This is a genomic window from Sphingobacterium shayense, assembly GCF_013179575.1.
GTDB classification, from domain to species: domain Bacteria; phylum Bacteroidota; class Bacteroidia; order Sphingobacteriales; family Sphingobacteriaceae; genus Sphingobacterium; species Sphingobacterium shayense.
Window position 1 is genome coordinate 1 of sequence record NZ_JABMCQ010000089.1, and the last position, 16,871, is coordinate 16,871.

Below are 16,871 nucleotides of genomic sequence, written 5' to 3' on the forward strand. Positions count from 1 at the left end.
CACAGCCGTTTCCTGTACAAAAGATGGTCCTAAACCCGTAGACGACAGTACCGAAGAAGCACGCCTTGATTTAACTGTTCCGGCAATTATTCCAGAAATCATGATTGAAATCGAGAACAATCAAGAGGTGATCGAAAAAGACGAATACCTTAATGCAACAATAACGGTAGATGGAAAAGGTTTATTCCCTGATATCCCCGCCACTACCACTAGAATTAAGGGGCGCGGAAACAGTACCTGGGGTAAACCCAAAAAACCCTATCGCCTTAAGCTTGATACGAAAGCATCGATACTTGGTTTAGGAGCTGCTAAGGACTGGGTTTTATTAGCCAATTATCAAGACTATACGCTAATGACTAACGCCGTAGCGATGAAAGTGGGCCAACAACTTGGAATGCCATATACGAATACAATGATACCTATCGATGTGATCATTAATGGTGAATTACGAGGGAACTACAACCTCACCCAACAGATCGAAATTCAAGAAAACCGTGTCAACATAGGTGAAGACGGATTTATCTTAGAACTTGACAATCACTACGACGAGGAGTTTAAATTTAGATCAAAAATCCTAAACCTCCCTGTTATGATTAAAGACCCCGATATAGAAACAAATACACAATTCGAATCTATAAAAGTACTTTTCCAAAATTTGGAAAACAAAATATTCGCAGCTGATTTCCCAAACAACAATTATGGTGATTTGATTGACAAACAACAGATCGTCAATTATCTGTTAATCAATAATTTTGTTGCAAACTTCGAGATAAATCACCCAAAAAGCGTTTACATCTTTAGGCCTTCGGGGGGCAAATTTGTAATGGGCCCAATATGGGATTTCGATTGGGGCTTCGGGATTGACGAATCAACACGGCGATATTTCAACTTTGTAAATGTTCCATTATTAAAGTCCAATGATCAAAGGCTCGGCGCGCAGCTCTTTGCGCAACTAATAAAGGATCCTGAAATTAAAATGCTTTACAAGAATACGTGGAAAAACTACAGATCTACGTCCTTCAAGAAACTTCTAGATTACATCGAATGGTACGCCGCCGCAATACGAGAATCGCAAAAGCAAGATTTCGAACTGTGGCAGGTTGGCGACAACAATCTCCCAAAATCGAAGGCAGATTTAAAAACGTTCCTCCGAGAACGCGCGAAGTATATCGACGCGTACGTTGAGACGTTATAAAAAAGGACACGAGAAACCTAATCTGTAAGCCTTACCCACTGTCAGACAGCCCATAATTTCAAACCAAACTTTGGATGCTGCCCGATAGTTTTGGGTAAGGCTTCATTTATTCTCAAAAAAAATATGCAGACGATAAGCACATAACCTAGCCACCACATCTGTCTGCACGACGCAGGCACAAATAGCAAATCATTTTAATACACCTGTCTAACTACGATTATAAGCGTCATATCGTAATATCCAATTTTATAGGCAAGGGTAAGATACTTCCAATATGTATGCGCGGTGCAACTTCTTTTAAATACACCGTACTGAACGAAATAAAACTTTGTTACATCATAAAAAAAACAAATGTGACGATTATTAAAGTTCTAGAATTCCCTTTAGCTTCATTTTTGTAAAAAAATTCCATAACCCTCCATGGAAAAGTAAAAACAACACACCACAAATAACTCATTTATAATAAATTACCTATTTATAAATTACTCATTTCATGTTTCAGTATTGATATTCTCTACGAATAATAAAATATATTATTTTTATTTACCTTCATTTATTTACGTTTTTTATAATTATTGTTTTATATATTTACATTATGCTTCGAAAAAAGCAAGAACTAACTAATTAATAATACTTTGTTGATTTTAAATTAATAAACTGAGGTTACATTTGCCTTCGCTGAATCTTACCTAAGCGCAAATGAAAATCTTGATAACAAATTTAAACTTTTAACATACCGAAAAATTATGGATAAACCAACCAATTACTGGGGGAGGCTATTCTCATTCAGCCTCTGCTCTTTACTAATCCTTTTTTTTCCTTCCTGCAAAGATGATGGAGAAAAAACTACACAGAATCCATACAATCCATCGAGTCCGATTGTATTGAAAACTTTTTCCCCGATTGAAGGTGGCGCACGAGACAAGATTCTTTTAGATGGTGAAAACTTCGGAACTGATGCGAGCAAAATTAAGGTCTACTTTAACAATGCCAAAGCATCTGTAATCTCTTCAAGCGGAGAACGAATCTACGCCATCGTTCCGCGTCTTCCGGGTGCAAACCCAAAAATATCGGTGGTAATTGAGGGTGACTCGGTCGTTTACAAAGAATCCTTCACCTACCACACCCAAGCACAAGTAAGCACAGTAACAGGAAAGGGAGAAAAAACTTTTAAACCGGGGACACTTTCTGAGGCAGAGGTTTACGGAAAATACTTAGAGCTCGACGCAGAAGGCAACTTATTCATGTCTTGGCGCGACGGCGGGACATGGGGTGTTGCTCGAATTAACGAAAAACAAAACATAGTCACTCCTTTAATAGAAGCTGCAACAACGGAAGAGCGCGTCTTATACGCGAATGGACTAACCGTTGACCGGGCTACAGGAATGTTAACAGCAGCACACGAATCGGTGAAAGAGGTAATGTTTACGTTCGACCCGCGAGAGGCCTGGTATCCACGCCAGCGTAATGCAAAATTCTCAACGTCGGACCTGACCTCGATTGTCGATGCCGACCGGTACAACAATTTTATAACCTTCTGCCCGTACGACGGTTATCTGTATACGCGTTACCGGGACGGCAAGATTGCCAAGATACATCCCGAAACGTTGGAAGCAACTATTGTCCACCAAGGGCCTTACGGTTCTCAATATGGTCAGGCCATCAACCCTGCAAAACCATGGCTGTTGTACATGACACTCCACTCAAACGCAAGCCCTACTGAATTCAAACAGGGTATTTCGGTTCTCGATCTACGTGATCCTAATGGAAGTGGCGGATTCAAGCGCCTTAATGCGCCTGGAGGAAGCGGCTTTCGTGATGGCCCACTCGAAGATGCCTTATTCAACTATCCGAAAGACATAAAATTTGACAACGACGGCAATATGTTCGTCGCCGATTACGGAAATCACTGTATCCGTATGGTCTCAGCTGACAATATTGTTACCACTGTAGCCGGGCAACCCGGTAGCTCTGGATACGAAGATGGTGGACCCGTAGAATCTAAATTCAACAACCCTTGGGGTGTAGCCGTCAATGAACAAGGAGATATTTACATTGCTGACTGGGGCAATGCACGGATACGCAAACTAGTTATCGAATAATTAACCTAAATATAAAATGAGAATCATTCATATTTTATGTCTACTGCCCTTGTTTTGCCTAACCCTAACAACGGCCTTAGCACAAGAAACAAGGCAGGTGCGCATTACTGGTACCGTTACCAGCGAAGCGGGAGCACCACTGCCAAACGTAACAATATATATCAAAGACAAACCCGATGCAGGTACATCAACCTCAAACGAAGGGAAGTTCACGCTTGAAGTAACATATGGAGACAAGATGGTATTCAGCTCTGTCGGTTACGACGCAGCTGAACACATCGCCGTCGAATCCACCGAAAATTTAAAAATCGTACTCCCTGAAGCAAGCGCGGCAATTGACGAAGTGATTGTCGTAGGGCTTGGAAACGAGCAGCGGAAGATCAGCTCGGTCGGTGCAATCACTACCGTACAAACAAAAGACTTACAATCACCCGCTCCATCGATCGCTAATCTATTGGGAGGGAGAGCGGCGGGAGTAATATCGCTGCAGGGAAGTGGAGAGCCTGGTCGGAATATCTCTGAGTTTTGGGTACGTGGAATTGGAACGTTCGGCGCGAATAATAGCGCCCTAGTACTAATCGACGGACTAGAAGGAGATTTAAACACCATTGATCCCGCCGATGTCGAGAGCTTCTCGATCCTCAAGGATGCCTCCGCTACCGCGGTATACGGCGTTCGTGGAGCAAATGGCGTAGTACTAGTAACCACCAAAAAGGGGTTAGTGGATAAAATTCAGATCACCGGCCGAGTCAACAGTACGCTTTCCACACTAAACCGTTTACCTGAATATTTGAACGCCCATCAATACGCGCAGTTAGCTAACGAAGCAAATATCGGCCGCGGAAATGGTCCATTATATAACGAAACGGAAATGGGAATTATCCGCGACGGATTGGATCTAGACATGTACCCCGACGTAAACTGGCAGAATGAAATTCTTAACAAAAGCTTTTGGCGCCAAAGCTATTATGCAAGTGGACGTGGTGGTAGCGAAGTAGCAAGATACTTCCTCAGTCTAGGTGGGACAAGCGAAACAGCAGCGTACAAGGTCGACAAAAACAGCGTATATAGCTCAAATGTGGGCTACAACACCTATAATTACCGCATCAATTTAGACATAAACCTTACCAAAACGACCAAGGTCTACCTAGGATCGGACGGTCACCTTTCGCAGCTCAAACAACCGGGCGTTGCCAACACAAAATACATATGGGATGCACAAGCAAGACTTTCCCCGCTAGCTCTTCCCACGCAATACTCAAATGGGCTGTACCCTGCGTTAGGTGATGGGGATCGTTCATCGCCCTACGTAATGATTAATCGAACGGGTAAAGCATTAGACGAAATTTACAAAGGAAAAACTACGGTCGCGCTAAATCAGGATCTTTCCGGAGTGTTAGATGGACTTAAATTTCGTGCGCAAGGTGCCTATGACCTCCATAGCTATTTCGAGGAGCGCAGGCGTGTCCAACCAGCGTTATATACAGCTCAGGGAAGAGACTACAATGGAGATTTAATCATGATAGAAACGGTTCAAGAGCAAAAAGCATCGTACTATAAAGCGACGAGGCAATACCGCAAATACCACTTTGAATCGGTCATCAATTATGATAAAAAGTTTGGAGATGATCACCGGACATCGGCATTAATCTATTATTATCTAAGTGACGCGAAGGACACAGACGACGCAAAAAGTAATCTGGAGGCTATTCCATTACGCTATCAAGGCGTGTCTAGCCGTTTTACGTATGGTTTCCGAGATATCTATTTACTCGATGTTAATTTCGGTTACACGGGTTCCGAGAACTTTCAACCCGGCCGGCAATACGGATTCTTCCCATCAGTTGCAGTTGGCTGGGTGCCTACAGGTTACAAGTTCATGCAAGAGAATGCACCTTGGCTAAACTATTTTAAAATCAGAGCTTCCTATGGTACCGTGGGTAACGATAGAATAAGTGACATCCGCTTTCCCTATTTAACCAAAGTCACCGTCGACGATGGTCGAAATGATGGTGACGACGAAGACGAACATATCTGGGGGATACCTGGCATAGAGACAATTAACGAAACTCGGATCGGTGCGGATAACTTAGCATGGGAAAGAGCGACCAAGGCAAATCTAGGTATAGAAGGTAAGTTGTTTAACAATAAGCTAGATTTCGTAATCGACTTTTTCCAAGATCAACGTAATGGCATATTCCAACAGCGCGTTCAGATACCAGAATACGTGGGGGTAATTTCGAATCCTTTTGCAAACGTGGGAAAGATGAAGAGTATGGGAGCGGATGGAAATATTAGTTATAAAACCGTCGTGAGCCCCGATTTCGACTTCACAATTAGAGGGAATTTTACCTATTCAAAAAACACCGTTCAAAACTGGGAACAGGCCTACCTTGAATACCCGTATCTGGAATACAATGGCTATCCGCACAAATCTATCCGAGGCTATCAAGCGATCGGATTATTTAAAGACGAAGACGATATTAAATACAGTCCACAGCAGACCTTTGGAGCAGTAATGCCAGGCGATATTAAATATAAAGATGTGAACGGCGACGGTATAATTGATAAGTTAGACATGGTTCCGCTCACTCGGGAAAATTATCCCCTTTTGATGTTTGGCTTCGGCGGGGAATTCCGCTATAAAGATCTATCGTTAGGCGTACTTTTTAAAGGCACGGGCAAGACTTCATTTTTCTATGGCGGGATGGGCTATATGCCATTTTCTAATGGCGTGGAAGGAAATGTTCTTTCGATGGTTGCCGACCCGAACAACAGGTGGATCCCGATGGACTACGCCCTGGCAAATGGTATAGACCCTGCCCTTGCAGAAAACCCAAATGCACGTTTCCCACGCCTGCAATATGGCGACAATCCAAATAATAATCAAACATCCAGTTTTTGGCAAGGCGATGCTCGATACATCCGTTTGCAAGAAGTCACGTTGAGCTATCACATAACTCCAAATCTTCTAAAAAGAATCGGGGTTAACTCCATGGATCTACAGTTCGTAGGCAACAACCTTTATGTCTGGGATAAAGTCAAAATATTTGACCCCGAGCAAGCAAAAGATAATGGGCGAGTATATCCAATACCTACAACATACTCTCTACAAATGTATATCAATTTTTAAACTGGCAAAACTAAGAACATGACAAGGTTAACTATAAAACGAATCTTAACTGCAGCACTCATCATCCAACTGTTTGCAGTGGTAACATCCTGTAAGGATTACCTAAATATCGACGAGTATTTCGACGATGAATTTAATATAGATTCCGCATTTTCCAATGCTCGAAACATTGAGTCTTATATGTGGGGAGCGGCAAAATTGTTCCCCGATGAATCCCAAACCATCCGATTCGGATTTACACCAGGACCAATGGCTACCGATGAGGGCTTTAACGGACTTACGGGTGGGGGATCAAGTAACGTTTATTACGGAATGGATTTCGCAACAGGCCGCATCACATCGGATTTCTTCGGCGACAGCAACCCAAATCTTAATCAATGGGGGAACTACTATAAAATAATTCGAAAATGTAACACCATTCTACAAAATCTCGACAAACCTCGAGACATGACAAACGAAGATCGTCTACGCATTGAGGGGTATACACGTTTTATCCGCGCATATGCCTACTACAACCTGCTAGTAGACTATGGCCCTCCTATCCTATTAGGAGATGAAGTTGTTAACACGAACGAACCTATTGAGTATTACGATCGTCCGAGAGCTACTTATGACGAGGCAATGGAATATACCTGTGGCGAACTTGAAAAGGCAGCGCAACTCCTTCCTATGGAAGTCTCGCTTCTAGACTTTGGACGTCCGACACAGGGCGCTGCGCTAGCGCTTGTCGCTAGGCTCCGACTTATTCATGCAAGTCCACTTTTTAACGGCGGCCCGGTAGCCAGTGCGTATTTCGGTAACTGGAAAAGAAAAACTGACAATGCTCAATATGTAAACCAACAATATGATGAAGCGCGCTGGGCTGTTGCAGCTGCTGCAGCTAAAAGAGTGATGGAGCTAGGAAGATACAGACTTTATACTGTACCAAAAGATGATAAAACGCCAGCGCTCCCAACTGGAGTTACCTCTGATCCTAGTTTTTACAGCGAGTACCCCAGCGGTGCAGCTGGCATTGACCCGTTTAAATCGTACTCCGACATCTTTACAGGAGAGGCTGTCGCGGCCATCAATCCAGAGCTGATCTGGGGCAGGAATACATCATACCTAAATAAAACGATCAATCAAGGATCCTTTCCTCCATCGTTGGGAGGATGGGGACGCTTCTGCGTGACCCAAAAGGTCGTGGACGCCTACCTCATGGATGACGGACGAACAAAAGAAGAAGCAAGAAGTGATGGCTATTATTCGGAAACGGGCTTTACCAGTGAACCGCGTAATTTCTCGGGCTATCCATTAAATTCGGGTGTTTATAATATGTATGCCAATCGCGAAATGCGGTTCTATGCTTCGGTGGGTTTCAACGAAGCTGTTTGGCAAGCTCTCTCTAGTACGTCTTTAAACAACCATACCGCGAAATATTATTACCAAGATGCAGACGGACGTGGTGGAGTGAACGCAACTTCACCAAACTACCCAATCACGGGTTACGTGATTAAGAAATATAACCATCCGATGGATGCAATTTCAGGGACTGGCCATCGTTTTATGAACAAAGCGTACGCTATTATTCGTTACGCGGAAATTTTGCTCTCCTATGCGGAGGCATTAAATAACTTACAAGGTAGCCATACGGTAACACTCGGGGATAAGCAGTATACGGTTTCCCGGAATGTTGAGGAAATTAAGACCGCATTCAATGCTGTACGTTACCGAGCAGGTCTCCCTGGTTTATCGGCCACCCAACTGGGAAGTGTTACCGAAATTCAAAAACAAATCGAACGAGAACGTATGGTAGAGTTTCTATGGGAAAATAGACGTTTTTACGACGTACGTCGATGGGGGATTTACGAACAGACAGAAAAAGAACCTATCAGAGGGATGAATCCCGATGGTGCGACTAAAGAAACTTATTATCAGCGAGTCATTCCAGGATCTTCATCATTCTTAACGAGAACCGTCGATAAAAAGCTGATATGGGTACCGATTCCGCGCGCGGAAATGAGAAGGTTACCATCACTCGATCAGAACCCAGGTTATTAGGTTAAATCATAAAACGAACAAAATGAAACGAAGATATATAGCACTCCTCTCTCTCACGGCTTTATTCTCATCCTGTAAGGATAACGAGATCTTTGAGAAAGAGATGTATAAAAATGTGGTAGCGTTAATCAGCAGTGACTACTACAATACCTTTGAGGAAGTGGTCCCCCTCACCGATGAAGAGGTCACGGGATACATCGCAGCCTCTGTGGGCGGTACCCATGCGCCCGGTCAGGATATGGTCGTTGAGCTTCAAGAGGACCAAGAACCATTAGATGAATACAACTGGGCATTGTTTGACGCAGATGAGAAATTATATGCAAAAATGCTCCCCAAAGACAAATATGAAATAGCGGATTATAAAATTCAAATCAAGGCAGGTGAACGTACCGGAAAAACAATGGTTACTATTCGTCCGGACGGTCTTTCTCCTGACTCGACTTACTTTATTGGATTAAAAGCAACAGAGGTGTCAGGTGAGGAGATAAACCCCGAAAAAAACACAATACTCTATCAGGTGCTCATAAAGAATGATTACGCATCCCAGGCGGAGGATAATTTCTATTCGATGACCGGTTTAATGGACTCGATGGTCACTGCAAGCAATAAAAAGATGTTCCCTCTAACGCGGAACACTTCGCGAATAATTGCGGGAAAGGAATCATTTGAGGCCAACGTGGAACACATTCAGAAAACGTCAATAGTTCTACAGGTAAATGAAGACAATTCCGTAAGCATAAAACCATATGGGAATATACAAGTGACACAAATAGACGATGATCACAATTACCCTAATACGTTTACATTGGAGGAAAGGTTTGGACGAAAATTCAACGTGTTTCTACTGTCCTATGAATATACAATAGGGGAGGAAACACATTTAATGAAGGAGAGACTTGAAATACAGGTAAAATAACTGCGGCGGTCGCAACTGACTAAACCGACAAGTCTCAATCTGGGCCATATCACAACCAAAGGGATACGGCCCAGATCGTTTTATATTATTTGCGAATCCAAAACTCCAAATTTTTAACACTTCGATCACCCCTTCCTTAAAGTTACGTTCGGGAATCTTCTAAGAGCGTTGACAAAAGCTCATCAAGACAAACGGTAGCATATGTCGACTCTTGATCAGAATACGCGTAAGGGAGAATCAAATGATTGTTGTGAATAATTTGTCCGCAAGAGTACAGCACATTCGGCACGTAGCCGTTACGTTCAGCTTCATTTGCAAAAAGCAGTGGTTGTTTCAACTTCCCAATCACCTTCTTTGGGTCATCCAGATCTAACAGCAAAGCTCCGATGGAATACTCTCGCATTGGCCCTACTGAGTGCGTAATAACCAACCAACCCTTATCCGTTTCAAGAGGCGATCCACAATTTCCTACCTGTATGAATTCCCAAGGGTATTCCGGCTCCACGAGCAACTCAATTTCTTGTTGCCAGTTTGTCAACGTATCGGAAAAAGCAATATAACTATTCTCTCCTCCCTCTCGGCACAGCATAGCGTATTTTCCGTTTATTTTTCTAGGAAATAATGCCGATCCTTTCCCTACGATTCTTCCGTTGATAGGCTGCACCTTGAAATTCACAAAATCCTTGGTTGAAAGCAATTTTGGAAGAATGGAATGTCCATCATAAGCGGTATAAGTAGCATAATTTGTAACACTGCCCTTATCGCTTACAAAACGAACGAAGCGAGCATCTTCTATCCCATTTTTCTCCGTATCACTAATTGGGAAAATGACCCGCTCAGAAATAGAGGTGTCAAGCGAGTAGCTGATCTCATAATGGGATGATGCCAGCCACAAGATCTGTTGCATCAACAGCTCGCTATCTTGACTTAATTCGTTCTCCGCCTTTAACTGTTTAACAAAAAGAACAAGTTCATCATAGATAAATGTCTCGGTAAACTTCTCCTCGATCAGGCGATAAATTTCTTTTTCAGGTTTATGTAATTGTTCAAGCTTTTCCAGGAAATCAACTTTCTTGTATCGATAATTCTTAATATGTTTAGGTTTCTCAAGCAACACGCCAACTTCGTCCATGCGAATATCTAAATTCTTATCAATCACTGCTGAACGAAAAACAATCGAAGAGAGGTGTCCCTCCCCCACCGCCCTGAAGCTAAGGAGTACCCTCCGCTCCGTCTCTTGTACCTGTGATTGATCTGGCGAAAGAACGATTGAAGGATTAAAATACGCAGCCGCTTCGATCGAATATTCCATCGTAAAATAGGAACCAATGAGCATGCGTTCTTCGTTCGAGAGGCCTTCTCTACTGATACCCAGTTCTTTTAAAACAGGAACTACAAGTTTAAAATTTCTTTCGAGCACATTCAATAATGATCGATGTCTACGAGCATAATTCCGAAGGATCTGTGCAAGGACGACCGATTTCTCTTCATCGGATAGCCCTAATACGCGGGCGACGATTTTTTTTGCCCTTTCTGGCCCCAGATTAAACCGCCGCGCGAGGACGCGATCCATCTGAGGTTTGAAAAAAATATTCTTTCGATTAACTGTTACTCCCATAGGTGTGCTGTATTTCCAACGTCGATTTTTTTAAAGAACATAAATAAACACCAAGTTGTTCGCACAAATTTGTTTTATTTTTTCTCGATGAAACTTTATTGATCGCTTCAATGTTCTCTATTTGTACAGCAGTACAAATTCACCTTTAAAATAAAAAAATGAGAATCATAATAATAGGAACGTATCCCCCGAGAAAATGTGGCATCGCAACATTCACGCACGACTTATACCGCTCACTTACTGCCCAGAATCAGGATGTTGATATCTGTGCTATAACAGACGGTACAGAGTCTCAATTTGGTAGCGAAGTAAAGTGTACCATAGTGAAAGATATCGAAAATGCATATTTACAAACCGCAAATTGGATCAACAGCAATGATTATGATTGCTGCGTTGTACAGCATGAATTTGGCATTTTCGGTGGCAATTCAGGGGATTACATTTTACTACTAGCGGAAAAATTAACGATTCCCGTTATAACCAATTTGCATACTGTGCTAGAGAAGCCGAGTATAGCAGAATATCAGGTATTAAAACGGTTAGCTACGTTCAGCAGTACGATCACTGTAATGACTAACCGAGCGATCACAATGCTGAAAGAAGTCTATAACATTTCGCCGTTTAAGATCAGCATGATCCCACATGGGATCCCAGAATTTACGATTACTTCCGAACAAGCCAAAGAAAAATTGGGGTTAAAAAACAAGAATGTCATGCTTTCCTTTGGTCTGCTCGGTCCCAGCAAAGGCTATGAAGTCGCTATTCGTGCGGTGGCTAATGTCTCGCACAAAGATTTTATATACATCATTTTGGGAGCGACACATCCAAACGTAATGCTGCATGAAGGGGAACGCTATAAAGATCAGCTTGAGGCCCTTGCTAAGGAATTAAACCTTGAGGGGCGTATATTATTTGTGAACAAATATGCGAGTGATGAGCTTTTACAAAGCTATTTGAAAGCATGCGATATTTACGTTACGCCCTATCCCAACGTTAACCAAATGAGTAGCGGCACGCTGACGTTCGCCCTTGGCGCAGGCGCAGCTGTGTTATCGACTCCGTATTGGTACGCTCAAGATCTCCTTGCTAACGACAGAGGAAAACTTTTTGACTTTAATGATACCCAAGGGCTAGCAGATTCGATCAATGAATTACTATCGAACGAGGAAAAAATGATTACATACCGTCGTAATGCCGCGGCCTTCGGCAAAACGATTTCCTGGATGAACGTTGCTAAAAAACAAATAGCGCTAATTAAATCGGTAGTTATCGATAAAAAGAAACGACCACAAAAAGCAGGGAACATCAAACAACTTGAAAAAATAATAAATCGAACGGGAGGAAAGATATTTTATCCATCCGGAAAAATAAATGAAGACAGGAGGTCAACGATTTGAAGGCTGAGCATATCACAAAAATTCTAAATGACTTCTTTGAGGAGCAACCAAACTTTGATATTAGCTATCTCGAAAAGATAGGCTCCCCTTTCGGAATATATCAGCATGCAACCTTTAACATTCCTAACTACAACCATGGTTATTGTCTAGATGACAACAGCAGAGCGTTGTTATTGCTAGTTAAAGCGCAGGAGATTGATTCCTCTATTGTCAACCATCGACTTGTCAATGTTTACTTGTCATTTATCCTTTACGCGCAAAATCCAGATGGAACGTTTAAGAACTTCATGTCCTTCGACCTCAATTTCCTGGAGAACAAGGGCTCCGAAGACAGCACGGGCAGAGCTATATGGGCTATCGGGACGTTATTGGGCAACCCTCATTTCGCTCCCTATCATGAGGTATCCAGAGAAATCTTCAATAGGTCCCTTGACCACCTATGCGACATTACTTCCCCACGTGCTGTAGGCTATAGTCTGTTAGGGATTCTAAAATTCATCGAAGCAAATCCGGATGACGTCCACGCTATACAAGTCGCAAAAACACTTGCAGGCTTTTTGGAAAATGAATTCGAAGCATGTTTTAGTCTCGACTGGCCGTGGTTCGAAGAAGTCATATCATATGACAACGCGATATTGCCGCTGGCAATGCTACAGGCGGGTAGGATTTTAGAAAATAGGCAATGGAGGGAGACCGGATTAGCGAGCTTTTCGTTCCTAGATGCTACGCTCTTCAGCGGAAGTCATTGTTCCATCATTGGCAATCAAGGCTGGTTCAAAAAAGGAGGTAAGGCAAGCCGCACTGGGCAGCAGCCCGTAGAGATTCCAAGCATTATGTTGCTCTACCGGGAAGTATATTTACTCGACAAAAATGTTCTGCACCTTCAAAAAATACGGCAGGCATTTCTGTGGTATCTTGGAGAAAATGACATGGGAACGCCGCTCTACAACCCTGTTGACCGGTCATGTTACGACGGCCTTGAGGATTTCGGAGTCAATAAGAACCAGGGTGCCGAAAGTAACATCGCCTTCTGGACAGCTTATATTCTTGCTAAAGGAATCCAGACCATCAGTACGGTCAGTGTTTCTTAGTCTTGTGAAGAAAGATAACATAAACCAAAGCCGGGCAGCCTTGTTCCATAAATAAATAGTCATGGCAAACTTAGAACACTATCAACGGAAAAGAAACTTCACAAAAACCAGTGAGCCTGCTGATGACTCGAAGAAAAAGGCTTCAAAGAAACCCCGTTTCACCGTACAGCGTCATCACGCAACAAGGCTTCACTACGACTTCCGCTTAGAAATAGACGGTGTATTAAAAAGCTGGGCGGTACCCAAAGGGCCGTCATTAAACCCAAAAGACCGCAGACTTGCAGTCCAAGTCGAAGACCATCCCCTTAGCTACGGGAAGTTTGAAGGAGAGATCCCGAAAGGCAATTACGGCGCTGGCACCGTCGCTATTTTCGATAATGGAACCTATGCGTACGATGAATGTAAAAACGAAAAAGAATTTCTAAAGCAGTGGAATGCCGGGTCTATCAAATTTATCCTGCATGGAAAAATTCTCCGAGGCGGATTTGCATTAGTACGTATGAAAACAGAAGAGCCTAACAACTGGCTTTTGATAAAACATCAGGACGAGCACGCAGTGGACAAAGCATTTGATGCAGAGAAACTTATTGCGAAGAATATTAAGCAGGAAGGTAAAGCGTTCAAAGAAAAAAAAACCACAAAAAACAAAACAATCGAGACACAAGCACCAGAGTCGGGCAAGAATGAACTAAGGCCGATGCTCGCTAAATTAAGTAGCAGTCTCCCGAGCGGGACGGAATGGATGTTCGAGCAGAAATACGACGGTTTTCGGGCTTTAGCATTAATTGATAAAAAGAAGGTTAAACTGATCTCTAGAAACGGAAAAAATCTAAATGAGAAATTCCCAAGTATTGTAAAAGATCTCGAATCTCAAAACAGAGATGCACTTTTGGACGGTGAAATAATGATCGAAGATAAACAAGGTAAATCCTATTTTCAGCTTTTACAAGCTGGAGAACCTGTCGCTAAAAACCGTCAAATACATTACCGTATTTTTGACATTCTAACACTCGACAACAACGACCTTCGATCGTTTTCTCTCGCAGAGCGTAAAGAGCTGCTGAAGTTGCTTGTAAAAAAAGCTGGATTCCAGCTATCGAGCTATGTAGACAGCCTGACGATGAGCGCAGATAAGGTGCTCGATTATGCGACAAAAATGGGATGGGAAGGTATAATCGCTAAACGGGAGGACAGCCCGTATCTGGCAGGAAAACGCAGCGACCTCTGGCAAAAAATCAAAGGTAGAAATACGCAAGAAGCCATCATTTGCGGGTTTACTGCACCTGGGGGAAGCAGAGCACATTTTGGGGCAATCATTCTTGCCGTGATGGAAGAAGGAACGTTAACTTATATCGGCAACTGCGGCACGGGATTTAGCGAGACTGTGATTAAAGACTTACACGACAAAATGATCCCTTTAAGAAGAAAGTCTAAACCATTTTCTAAGCAGGTGAAAGTAGCAAAAGAAAGCCACGTAACATGGCTCTCACCCAAACTAATTTGCGACGTATATTATGCCGAATGGACGAGCGATAAACATCTGAGACATCCCGTTTTTAAAGGCCTCCGAGAAGATAAACGTCCCGAAGATATCCGAATTGAAGTACGACAAATTGGTGAAACCATGGAAAAGGAAAGAAAGATAAAATATGGACGAAAAACCGTCTCTCTAACGAACCAGAACAAAGTATATTGGCCGAACGAAGAAATCACGAAAGGCGACATGCTTGCCTATTATGAACGTACCGCGGTACACATACTACCCTATTTAAAGGATAAGCCTATATCGATGAATCGTTTTCCAAACGGTATTAATGGGCAGAGCTTTTTCCAAAAGGATGTAGAGCCTGATCAGCTCCCTTCTTGGGTAAAAACCACGCAGGTATACTCGGAGAGTGGAGACAAAATGATCGATTACATCTTATGCAATGACGAGGCGAGTCTACTCTTCATCGCTAATCTAGGATCTATCGAAATCAATCCTTGGCTAGCTAGTTATAAAAAGCCAGACAAGCCTCAGTTTGCTGTCTTAGATTTGGACCCTAACGGCGCAGATTTTAAGGAAGTTATTGCTGTGGCTCTCTCAGCCAATACAATTTTAAAAAACGCAAATATCCCTGCCTTCATCAAAACCTCGGGATCCACAGGATTACATATCTACATGAATGTTAATCAGAAGTACGATTTTGAAATCGTTCGAGATTTTGTGGAGCTCATTGCAGAAATGATTAACCAGAAGCATCCCGATACCACGAGTATGATCCGCGATCCGAAAAAAAGAAAAAATCTTATCTATTTGGATTATCTGCAAAACAAAAGAGGGCAAACAATCGTGGCTCCATATAGTGTTCGACCGAAGCCTGGGGCGACCGTTAGTACACCATTGGCGTGGAATGAAGTCAACTATCAGTTAAGGATCGCTGATTACGACATTTTCACGATACCAGAACGGGTAAAAAACCAAGTTGATCCTTGGAAAGAGATTTGGGAAAATACCGTTGACATCAAGAAATCTCTCGCGTTGTTAGGCTAAACTAGCCTTCAACTTCGCTAACAGATCGGAAGCCTTTGTATTTTCAACATTCATCTTACGGATTGTCGCCCGTTTCCCTGTACTTTTCTGCTTAATAATCTTCATCAACTCTTTAGAATATTCATTCTTGAATGCAGTGATATCGAATTCTTTGCTATTCGTTTTTATAAGCTGCAGCGCCATATCCATCTCAGCTTTGGACAGTTTGGTTCCGTTGGGCACGCTCAGTTCTGAAGGATCGCGAATCTCTTCTTGGAAACGGATCTTATTTAACAAAAGCATATTGCCAGAGGGTTTGACTATCGCTAAATTTTCAACGTTACGCATGACAAACGAACCTAGCCCGGCGGTTTTACTTTTTTCTAAGGCTTTGAGCAATAACTGATAGGCCTTCACTCCCGATTTTTGTGGCTCTAAGTAGTAAGGGGTATCAAAATAGATACTATCGATCTCTTGGATTTTAACGAAGGATTGTAAATTTATCATTTTGTTTTTCTCTGGCATCGCTTCTTCAAAATCGGCGTCTTCGAGAACCACATATTTATCTTTGAGCAGAAAACCTTTAACAATATTGTCCCAAGGCACCTCCTTACCCGTATTTTCGTTAACACGCTTGTATTTAATATTTGCGTGGTCCTTTCGATCTAGCATATCAAGATCAAGACTACTTGTTTGTGTTGCGCTATATATTTTAATGGGGATGTTCACGAGTCCAAACCCGATGGCTCCAGTCCAAATTGCTCTCATAACTTCTTATCCTTTTTAATTATATAACAAAAAGTAGATACAATAGTTCTTTTTAATAGCGCTTATATGTTCTTGCGGAAGATATTAATAAGTTTTTTG

10 protein-coding genes are annotated in these 16,871 nt (G+C 42.5%); 8 read left to right on the forward strand and 2 right to left on the reverse strand.

The genetic code is table 11. The features are described 5' to 3' along the window. From HP439_RS11525 to HP439_RS11545, 5 genes are all read left to right on the forward strand, one after another. The coding region (locus HP439_RS11525) for a CotH kinase family protein (protein ID WP_172390488.1) at window positions 1–1,195 on the forward strand (1,195 nt) is incomplete at its 5' end. A gap of 746 nt (window positions 1,196–1,941) precedes the next feature. Beyond that, window positions 1,942–3,297: an IPT/TIG domain-containing protein gene (locus HP439_RS11530; protein WP_172390489.1), complete on the forward strand. Its 1,356-nt coding sequence runs from the start codon at window positions 1,942–1,944 to the stop codon at window positions 3,295–3,297. Between the two features lie 16 nt (window positions 3,298–3,313). Next, window positions 3,314–6,430 carry a SusC/RagA family TonB-linked outer membrane protein gene (locus tag HP439_RS11535; RefSeq protein ID WP_172390490.1) on the forward strand — a complete coding sequence of 1,039 codons (3,117 nt, stop codon included), beginning with the start codon at window positions 3,314–3,316 and terminating at the stop codon, window positions 6,428–6,430. 18 nt (window positions 6,431–6,448) lie between these two features. Next, window positions 6,449–8,470 (forward strand): RagB/SusD family nutrient uptake outer membrane protein, encoded by a 2,022-nt coding sequence (locus tag HP439_RS11540; protein ID WP_172390491.1) that lies wholly within the window; start codon window positions 6,449–6,451, stop codon window positions 8,468–8,470. Between the two features lie 22 nt (window positions 8,471–8,492). Next, on the forward strand, window positions 8,493–9,386 hold the full coding sequence (locus HP439_RS11545) for a BT_3044 domain-containing protein (RefSeq protein WP_172390492.1): 894 nt from the start codon (window positions 8,493–8,495) through the stop codon (window positions 9,384–9,386). A gap of 142 nt (window positions 9,387–9,528) precedes the next feature. Here the strand turns inward: HP439_RS11545 and HP439_RS11550 are convergent, their stop codons facing one another. Continuing rightward, a complete protein-coding gene (locus HP439_RS11550) occupies window positions 9,529–11,004 on the reverse strand; it encodes a glycoside hydrolase family 130 protein (RefSeq protein ID WP_172390493.1) in 1,476 nt (491 codons plus the stop codon). A 158-nt stretch (window positions 11,005–11,162) separates the two neighbouring features. Between HP439_RS11550 and HP439_RS11555 the strand changes: the two genes are divergently transcribed. From HP439_RS11555 to ligD, 3 genes are all read left to right on the forward strand, one after another. Then, complete coding sequence (locus tag HP439_RS11555) at window positions 11,163–12,401, forward strand: glycosyltransferase family 4 protein (RefSeq protein ID WP_172390494.1); 1,239 nt, start codon at window positions 11,163–11,165, stop codon at window positions 12,399–12,401. Further along, window positions 12,398–13,492, forward strand: coding sequence for a hypothetical protein (locus tag HP439_RS11560; RefSeq protein ID WP_172390495.1), 1,095 nt, complete (start codon window positions 12,398–12,400; stop codon window positions 13,490–13,492). Before HP439_RS11555 ends, HP439_RS11560 begins: the two co-directional genes overlap by 4 nt. 61 nt (window positions 13,493–13,553) lie before the next feature. Then, the gene (ligD, locus tag HP439_RS11565) at window positions 13,554–16,025 is read left to right on the forward strand and encodes a DNA ligase D (RefSeq protein WP_172390496.1); all 2,472 of its coding nucleotides are present in this window, start codon (window positions 13,554–13,556) and stop codon (window positions 16,023–16,025) included. Here the strand turns inward: ligD and ku are convergent. After that, complete coding sequence (ku, locus tag HP439_RS11570; RefSeq protein ID WP_172390497.1) at window positions 16,017–16,772, reverse strand: non-homologous end joining protein Ku; 756 nt, start codon at window positions 16,770–16,772, stop codon at window positions 16,017–16,019. The genes ligD and ku overlap by 9 nt on opposite strands. Window positions 16,773–16,871: the final 99 nt, after the last annotated feature.